At 29.6% G+C, this 13,075-nt stretch carries 13 protein-coding genes; 2 read left to right on the top strand and 11 right to left on the bottom strand.

The features are described from left to right. Positions 1-2: 2 nt before the first annotated feature. Together Q0C58_RS05020 and Q0C58_RS05015 are read right to left on the bottom strand one after the other, a co-directional pair. Entirely contained in the window at positions 3-3,005 is a 3,003-nt protein-coding gene (locus tag Q0C58_RS05020) for a two-component regulator propeller domain-containing protein (RefSeq protein WP_290698306.1), read from the bottom strand. A 254-nt stretch (positions 3,006-3,259) separates the two neighbouring features. Further along, positions 3,260-3,955: an SH3 domain-containing protein gene (locus Q0C58_RS05015; RefSeq protein WP_290698303.1), complete on the bottom strand. Its 696-nt coding sequence runs from the start codon at positions 3,953-3,955 to the stop codon at positions 3,260-3,262. A 371-nt stretch (positions 3,956-4,326) separates the two neighbouring features. Between Q0C58_RS05015 and Q0C58_RS05010 the strand changes: the two genes are divergently transcribed. Beyond that, a complete protein-coding gene (locus Q0C58_RS05010; RefSeq protein WP_290698300.1) occupies positions 4,327-5,592 on the top strand; it encodes a site-specific integrase in 1,266 nt (421 codons plus the stop codon). Between the two features lie 6 nt (positions 5,593-5,598). On the opposite strand, the gene Q0C58_RS05005 is transcribed toward Q0C58_RS05010, so the two are convergent. From Q0C58_RS05005 to Q0C58_RS04975, 7 genes are read right to left on the bottom strand one after another with little or no spacing between them, the layout of a single operon-like run. Beyond that, positions 5,599-6,732, bottom strand: coding sequence for a type II secretion system F family protein (locus Q0C58_RS05005; protein ID WP_290698298.1), 1,134 nt, complete (start codon positions 6,730-6,732; stop codon positions 5,599-5,601). Beyond that, positions 6,732-7,196: a prepilin-type N-terminal cleavage/methylation domain-containing protein gene (locus Q0C58_RS05000; RefSeq protein WP_290698296.1), complete on the bottom strand. Its 465-nt coding sequence runs from the start codon at positions 7,194-7,196 to the stop codon at positions 6,732-6,734. The genes Q0C58_RS05005 and Q0C58_RS05000 overlap by 1 nt, the downstream gene beginning before the upstream one ends. Further along, complete coding sequence (locus tag Q0C58_RS04995) at positions 7,186-7,518, bottom strand: hypothetical protein (protein WP_290698293.1); 333 nt, start codon at positions 7,516-7,518, stop codon at positions 7,186-7,188. The genes Q0C58_RS05000 and Q0C58_RS04995 overlap by 11 nt, the downstream gene beginning before the upstream one ends. After that, positions 7,506-8,780 carry a hypothetical protein gene (locus Q0C58_RS04990; RefSeq protein ID WP_290698291.1) on the bottom strand — a complete coding sequence of 425 codons (1,275 nt, stop codon included), beginning with the start codon at positions 8,778-8,780 and terminating at the stop codon, positions 7,506-7,508. Before Q0C58_RS04990 ends, Q0C58_RS04995 begins: the two co-directional genes overlap by 13 nt. A 5-nt stretch (positions 8,781-8,785) precedes the next feature. Continuing rightward, positions 8,786-9,256 carry a hypothetical protein gene (locus tag Q0C58_RS04985; protein WP_290698288.1) on the bottom strand — a complete coding sequence of 157 codons (471 nt, stop codon included), beginning with the start codon at positions 9,254-9,256 and terminating at the stop codon, positions 8,786-8,788. Beyond that, positions 9,246-9,908: a hypothetical protein gene (locus Q0C58_RS04980; RefSeq protein WP_290698285.1), complete on the bottom strand. Its 663-nt coding sequence runs from the start codon at positions 9,906-9,908 to the stop codon at positions 9,246-9,248. The genes Q0C58_RS04985 and Q0C58_RS04980 overlap by 11 nt, the downstream gene beginning before the upstream one ends. Before the next feature lie 2 nt (positions 9,909-9,910). Continuing rightward, positions 9,911-10,642 carry a hypothetical protein gene (locus Q0C58_RS04975; protein ID WP_290698282.1) on the bottom strand — a complete coding sequence of 244 codons (732 nt, stop codon included), beginning with the start codon at positions 10,640-10,642 and terminating at the stop codon, positions 9,911-9,913. A 407-nt stretch (positions 10,643-11,049) separates the two neighbouring features. Here Q0C58_RS04975 and Q0C58_RS04970 point away from each other — a divergent pair, with 407 nt between their 5' ends. Beyond that, positions 11,050-11,199, top strand: coding sequence for a hypothetical protein (locus Q0C58_RS04970; protein ID WP_290698280.1), 150 nt, complete (start codon positions 11,050-11,052; stop codon positions 11,197-11,199). Positions 11,200-11,395: 196 nt separating this feature from the next. Here Q0C58_RS04970 and Q0C58_RS04965 read toward each other — a convergent pair whose 3' ends face one another. Together Q0C58_RS04965 and Q0C58_RS04960 are read right to left on the bottom strand one after the other, a co-directional pair. Further along, positions 11,396-12,055 carry a hypothetical protein gene (locus Q0C58_RS04965; protein WP_290698277.1) on the bottom strand — a complete coding sequence of 220 codons (660 nt, stop codon included), beginning with the start codon at positions 12,053-12,055 and terminating at the stop codon, positions 11,396-11,398. 11 nt (positions 12,056-12,066) lie between these two features. After that, entirely contained in the window at positions 12,067-13,032 is a 966-nt protein-coding gene (locus Q0C58_RS04960) for an RHS repeat-associated core domain-containing protein (protein ID WP_290698274.1), read from the bottom strand. Positions 13,033-13,075: the final 43 nt, after the last annotated feature.

The following is a 13,075-nucleotide window of genomic DNA, read 5'->3' as shown; positions in this document are numbered from 1 at the left end:
ATTTAATATTCTGTTTCTAATGGTAAACTAAAGGCTATTTTAGTGCCAGCAATTGTGCCATCTTCATTTTTAATTTCTTCTATATTTAGCGTGTTCGCACCTGCAATAGATGTTAAACGCTCTTCGGTAACCAAAAGTGCCATTGATTGATGGTCGGTTTTTGGTTTGTTTTTTTGAGATTCGTAAATACCAATCCCATTATCTATAATTATACATTCTAATTTGTTTTTAGTTGTATTAAAAGTAATAGATAATTTTCCTTCTTTTTTTCCTTTTAAAATGCCATGTCTAATCGCATTTTCTACAAATGGCTGATAAAGCATTGGAGGTACTAAAATTTCTTCAGTATCTATGTCTGTATTAACATTTATAGTATAAGTAAAAGCTTTTGTTGCCATTAACTTTTCTACTTCTATATAATGACGTAATGTTTTTATTTCTTGAAACAAGCTAATGGTGTCTTTTCTAGAATTCATTAATGTATCGCGTAATAATGAAGCAAAACTATTAATAGTGATGTTCATTTTATCTGGTTTAGTCACTGCCATTGCCTTTACTCCATTTAATACATTAAAAATAAAATGCGGATTCATTTGTAATCTCAACGCTTTTTGCTCTAATGTTAGTAAATGATTAGTGAGTTCTAAACGTTCTCTTTCTGTTTCACTTTCTCGTTTTAGGCGTTTAATATAGCGCCAAGTTAACAAGGCTAAAAGAGCAATTACTGATAAAATAATAATCCATTGAAACCATACTTTTTTATGTAAAGGAGTCTCTATAAAGAAGCTAAAGCTTTTAGGCTCGCTTTCTTTCCATCTATAATTTCTAGATTGAATAGAAAATTTATAAGCACCATAAGCTAGGCCAGATAAGTCTTGAGAGCTTGTTTTTGTCCATGGACTCCAATCAGACTCATTTAATTTAGTTCTATATTCAATACCACTTGGATGATCTATGTCTACAGTAGTATAGTCGAAACTTACTTGACGTTGTTTAGCATTTAACTGAAGGACTTTGTTATTAATTACCCAACTTTTTAAAGCTATAGAATCTACAGATTTATAAGCCACTTTAACATCTTGAAAATAAACTTTAGGTTTAAAACTTTTTAAGTCTCTTTCACTTGGCTGAAACTGAGTTAAACCATTAAGTGTCCCAAACCATAAATTTCCATTATTGTCTTTTTCGATAGCGTTTAAACATGTTTCAATACCAGAAAAACCATCATTTCTACCATAATAAAACACATCTAAAATGTTATTGTCTTGGCTAATTTCAATTTTATCTACACCACGTTCGCTTCCTGCCCACAAATAACCTTGGTTATCAAAAAGAAGCTGATACACATTTTCTGATGTTAATTGTTTCTCTCCTTTTAATTTCTGAAATTCGAAAATTGAACCATCATTATTACTCCACCAAATACCTTTTCCTGCTGTACCAAGATATAATTTATTATTAGCTGATACTATAGAATTAATGGCCGCTTTTTTTTGAAGGACTTCGCCTAAATGTGTAACCTTATCGTTATCTATAAATCCTAACTGTCCATTTTGTGTACTGTAAAAAACAACGCCATTATCAACAATTAAATCTTTAATGTATAAATCTTCAATACCTTCTTTTTTACCAAATATTTTTCTAACAACTAATTTATCTTCTTCTGGATAATAGTTAAATTTTATAATACCACTAGAATAAGTTGCTGCATAGATTGCTTTTTTACCAACATGTACTTTTCTAATCCAATTATTTGGAAAACCAGTATCTGTATTTATAAGATGGTTCTTAAAACTTTTTACTTTAAAAATACTTGTGGAATCTGCCGATAGGCTATCGACCATTTTTTGTTCTCTAAACAATAATCCGCGACCATCAGATCCTGCCCAAATATTTCCATTTTTATCGCTTGTAATGGTTTTTATTTTTACGTTTGAAAAGAATGGTGGTGATTTAATGTGTTCAATTTTGTTAGGAGTAATTTTACTTAAACCTGCTTCTGAATTTGAAATGTATAATCCATCTTTAGTTTCGTGTACTGCATAAATACGATTACCTTTTAATCCCGAGTTTGTATTGAAGTGCTTGAAGTCGTTTTGAAAGTATTTATAAAATCCTCCACCAGATGTTGCAATCCAAATATTAGACTGCTTGTCTGTAATCACTTTTCTAATGTGTGGTACTTTTAATCCGTTTTGGGCATTTAAAAAACCTTTTTCGTTGTCTGTCTCTGTGTTTATTATTGTAATTCCATAGCTATCTGTGGTAACCCAAAGCTCATTTTTATTCTGGATAGACACACTATTTATATTAAGTGGTTCGCGTATTAAAATAGGGTCTTCTAGATTGTTTAAGTCAAACACAAAAGTACCATCGTTAAAGGTTGCCGCATAAACTTTATCGCCAATTGTTGTTACTGCAGAAAACACATTAGACTCTAATTTTTTAAAACTTTTAAATGATTTTTTTAAATCGCTTAGCTTATAAAACCCTTTGTTTGTTGCAACCCAGAAAAAATTATTTATAAAAACTATAGCGTTAATAGATGCATTATCAATTTCAGGATTGATGGTTACTTTAGATAATTTTTCGTCTTCTAAAAACCTATACAGACCTTGTTTTGTTGCTAAATAAATAACGTCATTAAAACTATATATTTGGTTAACTAGAGGCGCTTCAAAGTTTGTAAATGTTTCTTTATTTTTAATAGATAATCCACGTTTGGTTCCTATATAAAGTTTTTCCGCGGAAGCGAACAATGCATGTACATAATTAGATTGTAAGCCTTTTGTTTCGTTCCAAACCTCAAAGTTTTTTCCGTTAAAGCGACATATTCCACCGCCTTGTGTCCCTAACCATAAATAACCTTTTTCATCTTGGACAATATCGTAAACCTGAGATTGTGGCAAACCGTCTTGAATAGAATACGCCCTCAGTTTTTTGTTCTGCGTGTAAGCCGAACATGAAATTACTAAAGTTATTAAAAATGTAAAAAATCTATTCAATTGTAAAGGTTTGGATAATGAAGTGTTTTAAACTTTTCCATTTGCTAAAAAATTAAATCACTTCAATGAAAACAAATATAGTTAAACTGTTATTGTGCATGCTGTTTAGATTCTCGTTTTCGTGGGAACGACAATTCCAACAGGAAGCTCTAGGTAAAACCTAGAGGAGTTCTTTATCTATTAAAAACACTGCGAACCAAATGAAAGAACGCAGCGTTTATTTTTTTTGATAATCTTTAACTTAAATCAATCTCTTAATTATCAAAAAGTGAACAACAATCTCCTCCAGAAATTGAGTCTGTAAATACTATTACATTAGTTCTTTTTTTAAGTGTATTACCTTCCCACACTACATAAAGTGTGTTTTCTTCTGCGTCACAAGTTTCGCCATTATAAAGACTTAAACTAATAACATCGTCTACGTTTTCTAATCCTTTATTACCAATATTTGTTACGTTAGCATAATCTAATCCTTGAGAATCTATGGTTAGTCTGTCTATTTCAACACCATTTTTTACGGCTCTAATCTGGTAATTATTTGTAATATCGTCATCGTTACTTCCTGTTACACCTTTCTCGCCAAATACAAACATAATTGATGGGTCTGCAGTGCTTTTCATTGTTTTTTGGGAAATTAAGCCTCCAAATATCCATCCTGTATCTGGACCTACTTTTACTTTATAGAAACTGCTTGTTACACCGTTAATTGTAACTGGACATTCGCTTTTTTCTAGCAATCTTACTTTCATACCAATTGGTAGTGTTGTTGCTTTTTGGCATTGTGTTGCTGGGCAATCTCTTAAAGCTACGTTATTTGCTAATAAGTATTTTGAAGATTGGCTTGCTGTTGCATTTACGTATGTGTCGAAAACAACTTCTGTGTTTTGAGCAAATACATTTACTGTTATTAATAATACTAATGCTGTGATAATGTTTTTTAGAATTTTCATAATGTTTTGTTTTAGAGTGTTATTGTTTGTTTACACTTCAAAGGTATTATGAGAACCTAGTTTAATTTGAACGCGTTTAGTATTCGTAGGTAGTTATCTATTATTCGTTTTGTTTGTTATAAATATGGACTATTTATAAAACAAAAAACCCTTCTAAAAATAGAAGGGCTTTGAGCGTGGTCCCACTTGAACAAGTTTACTTGTTTTTATATTACATTATTTAAATTAAAAATCTATGTAAAGTCAATTATATCAATGTATTTAAGAACTAAGTATAAAATGATGAAAAATGAAGATTAATAGATAAATGTAATTTTTCGGGATTATATCGGGAATTTTATTATTATCTTCGTTATCAAATCACACCCTAAATGGCAAATATTAAGTTTAACCTAATTAGTAAAAAGAATCCGTCGAATCTTAATGTTAGATTTTATCACGGCAAAGATATTGACTGTAATACACAATCTAATATATTAATTGATCCTAAACTTTGGAGTAATAAAATGCAAAGTTTGAAACCTGCTGTAGATTCTAAAATAAAACAACGCTATCTAGATAAAGTTAATAATATCAAAGAATATATCATTATGACTTTTAATGATGATTTTTTTGATGGAAAGACAATCGACTCAAAATGGTTAAAAGACACGATTAAGGAACTCCAAAAGCGACCTGGAGACAATGGAGATGTGTCAACATACTTTTTAGCTTACATTAAAAAATACATTGAAGATTCTAAGACAAGGATTAATTTAAAAACTGGAAAACAAATTTCGCCTGCAACCATCAGTAAATATAAATCTACTAAGAAAAAGATTGAAGAATTTGAAAGAATAAACAAGATTAGACTTAGGCTTACTGATATAAACTTAAAATTTCATAAAGAGTTCACCACTTACTTAAAACTTGAAGGCAATTACGCGAACTCGTTAATCAGGAAAAATGTTAGTCAAATAAAATCTTTTATTAGAGAGGCTAAAATTGAAGGTTTTAAAACTAATCCAGAAATTGAAAGCTCTAAGTTTACGTTTAAAGCAAACGAAGCTATTGACACGTATCTAAACGTTGAAGAAATTACTCAATTGTTCGAATTAGATCTAAACAATAATCCAAGATTAGATAATGTTAGAGACTTATTTATTATTGGGCTCTGGACAGGTTTGAGAATAAGTGATTTAAAGCGTATTCATGATTTTCACTTCTCTAATAATCGTATAATTATTGCTGGCACTGAAAAAACAGATGATACAGCAGAAATACCTATTCATCCTCAAGTAAAAGCTATTCTAAAAAAGAGAAATAATGAACTGCCTCGCATTATAAGTGATCAAAAATTTAATCTTTATGTTAAGGATTTATGTGAAGAAGCTGGTTTTACTGATAAAATTCTTGGTAGCTTACTAAATAAAGAAACCAAAAGGAAAGAAAAAGGTTATTTTGAAAAGTACAAACTCATAAGCTCTCATACTTGTAGACGCAGTTTTGCAACCAACCATTATGGGAAAATTGATGATAAAACTATAATGGCTATTACTACTCATAGAAGTCATGCTCAGTTTTTATCTTATGTAAAGACTACTCAGAAAGAGCATCTTGAGAAACTGGAGACTTATTGGGCTGGGCAGAATCAATAAAATAAATTATCCTAAAACACTACTCAACTTAAACATTGGTAAATACATAGCGATTAAAATTACACCAACTAAAACACCAACAATTAATATAATAAAAGGCTCCATGATAGTTGATAATAATTTGGAACGTTGTTGTACTTGAGTATTATATTGCATATTTAAACGCTCGAAAATAAACTCATTTTGATTGGTTTCTTCAGCTACTTTAACTAAGGCTATCATTTTGGCATCAAATAATTTATGAGGCTTTAAACTTTCGCTTAAAGATTGCCCTTTTAATATACTTTGCTCCACAGTTTCCAATGCGTCTTGAAGAGGATAAAAATCAATCATCTGTTTTACCAATTGAATACTATTAACTACGGGCACTTTAGAAGCTGTTAATAAAGAAACTGCTTGAGTAAATTGTGAGAGATAAACTGTTCTAACAAAATCACCAATAAATGGAAGCTTTAAAACAAAGCGGTCTTTAAATTTTTTAAACCATAGTTTTTTATTAAAAAATGCTCTCGAAAAAATTAAAGCCAATATTATTAATAATAAAAGCCAAGCATATTCTTTCATAAATTTAGAGACGTAAATTATAACTTTTGTAATTGCTGGTAATTCCACTTTTTGTTGTTCAAAAATATCTTGAAACATTGGCACCACAAACTGCAACATAAAAATAACAACTAATAAAGCAGTAGTTAATATGATAATAGGATAAGTTAAAGCACTTACAAGGTTTCTGCGTTGTTCATTCTTTCGAGTATAAAATGCGCCTAACTGTTCTGTCACCTGTGTAAGTGTTCCTGTTTCCTCTCCTATCTTAAGTGAATAATACTCGTAATCTGTAAATTCTTTTTGTTTTTTTACAGTTTCGGATAAGCTTAATCCCGAAACAATATCGTTTAGAATAACACCTAATTTATCTTGATGGTTTTTCTTTTTTAAAGCCTCCTGAATCAATTCTAAAGCATCTTTAAGTGTAATACCTGCTTTTAACAATACACTCAATTCAGTATAAAAATCTTCCTTAATTTTATTAGAAAAAGCATTTCCAAAAAACGTGATTTCTTTTTGTAAAAAAGACGTTTTCTCAGAACGCTCTGTGTTTATCTTTTTTTCTTTTTGTATGTTCTCTAATTGAAATCCCATTAGTTCATAAATACTGTTGCATCATTTTGTTTAAAGATAAACAATTGTTGATTTTGAAAGTCTTTTGTTGTTTCTAATTTTAAAGCATCAATTTGCCCATTGCTTATAATATCTCCTTCAAAATAATATTTTTTTTGTTGTAATTGAATAGCAAAGGTGTCTTGTTCTTTTATTACCTTACTTTCTAAGAACCTATAGGTCATCGAATCTAATTCTGTCGAAAATTTAAGTTCTTTTTCAAGATTATTATATTCAATTTTAGAATACCTATTAAAATCTAACCATAAAACTGTTTCCAATTTGTTTAATTCTAAACTCTTATTATAGTTGTCTTGGATGGCTAACATTTGTTTTTGCACTAATCCTAATACAGAAAAAGCCAAACCAACTACAATACTCGTTAAGATAAGTACCACAATCATTTCGCTTAAAGTAAAAGCTTGTACTTTTTTATTAGTTTGCATTTTGTATGAAACTTATAGTTTTGTTTGTTTTTAAATGTATTACTTCGAATTCTGTTACTGCTTGATTATTATCTTGGTAGTTTTCAATAGTAACATTCCAATTTTGAAAAGTCTCAGTATAAGGCAACTCTATCTTGTCGTTTTGTAGTAAATACTGTAATTCATTTAAATGAGTATCTATAACCTGCGTATTGTTATTTATTGTAGTTGAAAACAGGTTGTTTAAAATCATACTAGCGAGCATAAACACTATAACAACAAGAACTGTAGCAACTAAAGTCTCCATTAAAGTAGAGCTTTTTACTTTTTTTAGTATAACCATTTTAATATTTCCTTTTTAGAGTTATTAAATGGTAGTCCTACATATTCTTTTGGTAGTTTATTAACGATTATCGTCCCATTATAAATATGATTTTGATAAACTGACCCAAACTGATTAGCTATAAAATTATTACTATAAACTGTGCCATAAACTGTGCCTTTTAATTCAGTATTCTGGTTACAATACAACTCGCCAATTAGTATCGCCTTCTCGTTGAGTTCTACTTGTGTTTTATAATTATTAGACTTCTTCTCTCCTAAATAAAACACCAATCCTTTAATAATGGAATTATCATCAATACTAATACGATTTTGTTTTATCGGTTTATTTGATTCTTGCTCTTTCGTAAGCCCTTCCTTTTCATTTATAACTAATACCGAAGGATATTGTAGTTTTACAGATTTACCAACATTAATCCGTTTTGAAGCTATAGCTTGAAAATTCCCTTTAACATTATTTTGAATTTCAATTTCAGGTGCTACAAGTACTACATCTTTTAATATTGAAGAAGCATACACTACTATTTTAGACTTTGATTGCACCAAAATATTCCCTGTTAATTCTATTCCTCTCAAATTTATAGTACTATTTGAAAAAATAAGTTGTGTTGGTTTAAAAAATGAGTTATTATAATGTTTACCAATTTCAATTTCTAAAAATTGATTACTCTGAACCTTTCCAACTTTACTTTCAATATTTTTTAACTCATTTACCGTTTCAGTTAATACTTTAGGTAAACTAGAAGCAGTTTTCGTTTGTCCATAAATAAGTTGTGAGCCATAATAGGATTGTCTAGAAATAGTTCCAGATTTTACACCTTGACTAGGTAAATAAGTAACACCTTCAATTTTAGTATTACCAACTAGCACTAAAGGTTTGTTGTTATTTTGAGTATATAACGCTGTTCTATTATTTTCTATTTGTTTAGCTCCAATTAAAGCTGTTTTTTTGAATTGATTGTTTTTTATCTGAGAAACTACTGTTATTTTCTCAAAAACTCCCCAATAATCACGCAATACTTTAATGCTCTTAAAATCTTCATCTTTTAAGTCTATACTAATTGTATCATTTAAACTAATACTATTTTGTAAAGCGTAATCAACTCCTATATTTGTATTTCGAGTGGTTTCAATAATGAAATCGGTTTGTACTTGAAATTGTTTATGTGTGTGTACTAATAAAATAAAAGAAGTGAGTAATAGTGCAATAACCACTATAATAAATAACGTTAATTGTAATGCTCCACCTCTAAGCTTTAACATAAACATTATTGACGTTTTATTGTTAACGACCTGCTATTATAACTAACAACAACTTCTTTAGTATTACCAGACACGACAGTAACACTATCTGCTATTTGTCCCTTTTTTAAAAGATACTGCCTATTATTTATATTTAAAACAAAAACCTGATCTGTAGTATTTTGTTTTTTTATTAAGCCACTAAAAGTAATCTTAGGAAGGTTCTTATTATTACTAACTTTCGGTTTTATTTTTTTTGAAGTAGTATTGTTTTTTTTATTTGAATACAATGTTCCCAAAAAAGGATCTATTTTTACATTTTTAACCGAAAACGTATCGCTCTCTACTATTGTTTTAGGTTTAAACGTATTATTAAACTCTTGAGTATCTATCTCTAATACTTCAGGATTTAATCCATTAAAAATTTTGTATGCAACAGTTCCCCAAAGACCAAAGACGGCAACTAATAATATGTATGTTTTTGTTTTATTCTTCAACAGAAAAACTTTGAGTTGTATACGTAGTTTCGTAATCTGAGTTTTGTGCTTTCACTCTCCATTCGTAATCTTGTGCGTCTATATTTGAAACAGAAAAACCAGTAGTACTCACTACTTCATTTTCAATAATCTCTACAGCATTTGCAAAGCTTGGTGTTGCTATTTGAACAGTATAAGTCTCTGTATTTAAAACGGTTTCCCAAGAAAAATTAATAGTGTCTGTTGTTGTAAAAATAATAGCATTGGTTGGTGCTAATAAAACGACTGTTTCATTAGAAATATCTACAGCATCACTTTGAGTTACACTAAAACTTTGAGTTGTATAAGCAGTTTGAAAGTCTGAATTTTCTGCACGAATTCTCCACTCATAATTACCAGCACTTATTACTTTAGAAAAACTTGTTGCTGTTATAGTTGTGTCTTCTAAAATAGCTATGGTATTTTCAAAATCTGGCATTACAATTTGTAATTTGTAACGTTCTGTATCTTCCAAAGTGTTCCATGAGAAAATAACAGTTGTTTCGTTTAGCATAGCTGCTTCGGTTGGTGCTAAAATAGTTACTGTTTTGTCAGAGATGTCTTCCACTCCAATAATATCACTACAACTTACTATTAGAATGAATAACAATCCAATTAATCTAATATTTTTCATCTCTATAATTTATAATAATCTATTTTCTTTTTTGCACGTTTTGCAAATCGATACGTATCGCTTGGACACTTATCTCTGCCTTGTACTAAATCTACAATTTCTAATTGGTATTTGTCATTTTGTTTCCAACAACAACTTGATGTTTTATATGCAAAGACAACTCCATCATTAAACATAATGGTTTGCTGTACTAGTTTATTTTTATACAACTTTAAAGCGTAGTTTTTTATTCCTGTAACTTCAAGAAAAACTTCGTCTGCAGCAGTGATTGCAATTAAATCATTTGGGTTTAACGCCAAAGCAATACTACTAATTAAATGCGCTTCTGTTTTGGTTTCTAAAAAACTAAATACATCTTTATTCTCTTTGCTATTTAATGCATTTAAAACAGCTACACGATCTGCAATCTCTAATTTTAGATACTTTGGTTTACGCTTTAAAGAGTCGACGTAGTTAACAGTTATTGCTTGATTTTGATTCTCTTTTGCATTAGCAAAAGCCTTATGTATTGTTTTATTAAAATCTAAGACACTTACATTTACTTTTATTGGCGTCTGGTATTTTGGCAATGCTGTATGATTATAGTCCTGCTCTAACACAAAGTTTTTTTGTTCTCCAACTGTGCCTAATTGTATGTTTTGAGTAGTTGTTTTTTGATAGTCTTGAGCTATTGAAATGGTTTTGCAGCTTGTTATAAAAGCTACTATTAGAAATAAGTATATGTATCTAGTCATTAAACAAATGTGTTTAGGTAAATATAAATATATTACCAATTAAAGCAATGGTTTTATTTCTAAATTTATTGCTTTTAAAACTTATTCTGTACCATACAGGTTTATAGACTTTTGTAAAACAGTTTTGTTGTTTTTAACTCTTCAAAGTTTATAACTTCGAAACATTATTATTCATTTTAAAAACAGGATTACAAATCTTACTTACCAAGTAATACTTTCCAAAATGTATTATCGCTATGTCCATTAATAACTAGGTTTTCTACTAATAACACTTCTATTAAACCACTACCATGAACATAATTTGTAGCGTAAAAAAGTAGGAACTTCTGGCGATATTATTGGACGTTATGGGCGTGATGAAGTAAAGCCATCTATTGAAGTGGCTTCTAAAATTGCAGACGGACTTGATGTTAGTTTGGATTTTACTTGGTAAAGTAGATAATAGTCTCTTAAAACGTATTATTGACGTTCAGAAAATGAGCAGTGAAGATAAAGAACATATTCTCTATACTCTTGACGCTCTTATTAAATCGGTAAAGCTTAAAGCTATTGCATAAAAAAACCTTTACATTTTCTACAATTCATATATTTTCTATCAACTAATTTGTTTCACGAAGATAGAAAAACGCATTTTAAGCTTCTTAAATGTGTTTAAAAGTAAAAAGACGTACTATAAGCACATCTTTTTACTACTGAGATTATATTTTAATTTACTGTTTTAAAGCATTTTAAAAATTATTTCTGTAACATCAACTAATCTGACCCATTACCAGCTTTATCAATTAAATTATTAATGTTTGTATTAACCCAGTTTCTGTCATCATTTTCTTGCTTAACTTCTATTGAGTCAATTAAATACCAATTACTTTTTTTGTTGTCATACATAAATAATTTTTTCATATATGGAATAGACGGATAGTATAAAATTTCATTATTGATGCCTGAAGACAAATACTTACTCTCAATTAGGAATATTATTGGGATAAAATTTTCTTTAATCTTTTGTATAGATAAATTATTATTTAACTCATCTTCCATTTCATATAATTTATCGTCTGAAAATTTGTCATATATAGCCTGATCCTTTTTGTTTAGAAATAACATTATATCTGCCCATCCAAGTTTATTATCTTTAACTAATTCAGGATTAAACACACATCCATAATCTGGCATTCTAAAATAATAATCAACATAAACATAATCACTACATTTCAATATGCTATCTAATGCATTATAATAATCAGAAGTGACCTTAGTCCTTTTAAATTCCTTTCTCTCTGGTTGGCTTTTTTTTGTAGATTTTTGAATTGAAATAGCATCATCTATGATTTTTTCTTCATTCGATTGTTTTTCTTTACAGGAAAAGAAAATAAGTATTGAAAACAATACTCTAAATAAAAATTTCTTTTTCATTTTCATTTAAATTAAAAATTCACATTAATAGGTCTAAAGTATCCGTACCAGCCAGCATGTTTAGAAAGAGCTCTACCATTAATTCTATAAACTGCGGTTCTTGATATACCAGTCGATAATGATCCGCCATTATTCCTATTAAATCTTTCATCTGAACTACCAACATTCCCAATAGCTTCTAAAACAGTTGCTTTATTCCCATCAACACTATAAATAATTCCTGTATGTCCAACCCCATTAGATTTTCTCCACACAAAAATATCTCCCGCTCTTGGAGTAAAATCAGATGCTGTACTTCCTTCTACAAAATCTATATTATTACTCCCGATAGCATTTCTAAAATCTTTTTCGTTTGTCATTACACCTGTATATAGATAACCATCTCTTTTTTGCATAGTTCCCATCATTTTAAGGTATATAGCAACAGTTTCAGAGCAATCTAAACCACAGAGACCGTTCCCTGTTAAACTTGTTCTATTACCTGCTTGGCTGTATTTTATATTTTCATCTACTAAATTTTTCATTATACTCAACCCTATATTTATTCTAGGATTAGTCTTGTATGTAGTTCCTAAATCAACTATAGGTGCCGAACTCCAACCGTTCTCTTTATCATATGAATAAGTTTGTCCATCAGATGAGACATGTTCCATGCCATCTGTTAAGATAAAAGGTCCATTTGGATCTGGACATTTTGGGCAATCTGAAGTACTTCCTCCAGTTGGATCTGTTTTAGAAATAGGATTATTCCCCATTGCAAGATAAGGGCTAAAGAACTCACCCATTGGATCAGGACTTATCCATCTACCTATTCGACTGTCGTACATTCTTAACTGGAACGCATTTAAGCCAGTTTCTTTATCCTTTTCGGCATATTCACCTTGATACCCATATCTATAATCGCCTTCTACATTACGATCTGGCATTGGCATCCCAAAAGGATAGTAGTCTATGCGTTTTTTTGAACTTTTGCCCAATTTTTTACGCATACCTTACTTTCAAAACTGCATTTTCAAAAAT

Origin of the sequence: Lacinutrix sp. (assembly GCF_023299985.1) — a bacterium.
Taxonomy (GTDB): domain Bacteria; phylum Bacteroidota; class Bacteroidia; order Flavobacteriales; family Flavobacteriaceae; genus Lacinutrix.
This window is presented reverse-complemented; position numbering and strand designations above follow the sequence as displayed.

Bases quoted from the DNA above. Each gene is read 5' to 3' on its own strand.
- Q0C58_RS05000 (WP_290698296.1), bottom strand. From the start codon at position 7,196: ATGCAAACTAATAAAAAAGTACAAGCTTTTACTTTAAGCGAAATGATT.
- Q0C58_RS04970 (WP_290698280.1), top strand. From the start codon at position 11,050: ATGTTAGTTTGGATTTTACTTGGTAAAGTAGATAATAGTCTCTTAAAA.
- Q0C58_RS04975 (WP_290698282.1), bottom strand. From the start codon at position 10,642: ATGACTAGATACATATACTTATTTCTAATAGTAGCTTTTATAACAAGC.
- Q0C58_RS05005 (WP_290698298.1), bottom strand. From the start codon at position 6,732: ATGGGATTTCAATTAGAGAACATACAAAAAGAAAAAAAGATAAACACA.
- Q0C58_RS05010 (WP_290698300.1), top strand. From the start codon at position 4,327: ATGGCAAATATTAAGTTTAACCTAATTAGTAAAAAGAATCCGTCGAAT.
- Q0C58_RS04980 (WP_290698285.1), bottom strand. From the start codon at position 9,908: ATGAAAAATATTAGATTAATTGGATTGTTATTCATTCTAATAGTAAGT.
- Q0C58_RS04990 (WP_290698291.1), bottom strand. From the start codon at position 8,780: ATGTTAAAGCTTAGAGGTGGAGCATTACAATTAACGTTATTTATTATA.
- Q0C58_RS04995 (WP_290698293.1), bottom strand. From the start codon at position 7,518: ATGGTTATACTAAAAAAAGTAAAAAGCTCTACTTTAATGGAGACTTTA.
- Q0C58_RS04965 (WP_290698277.1), bottom strand. From the start codon at position 12,055: ATGAAAAAGAAATTTTTATTTAGAGTATTGTTTTCAATACTTATTTTC.
- Q0C58_RS05015 (WP_290698303.1), bottom strand. From the start codon at position 3,955: ATGAAAATTCTAAAAAACATTATCACAGCATTAGTATTATTAATAACA.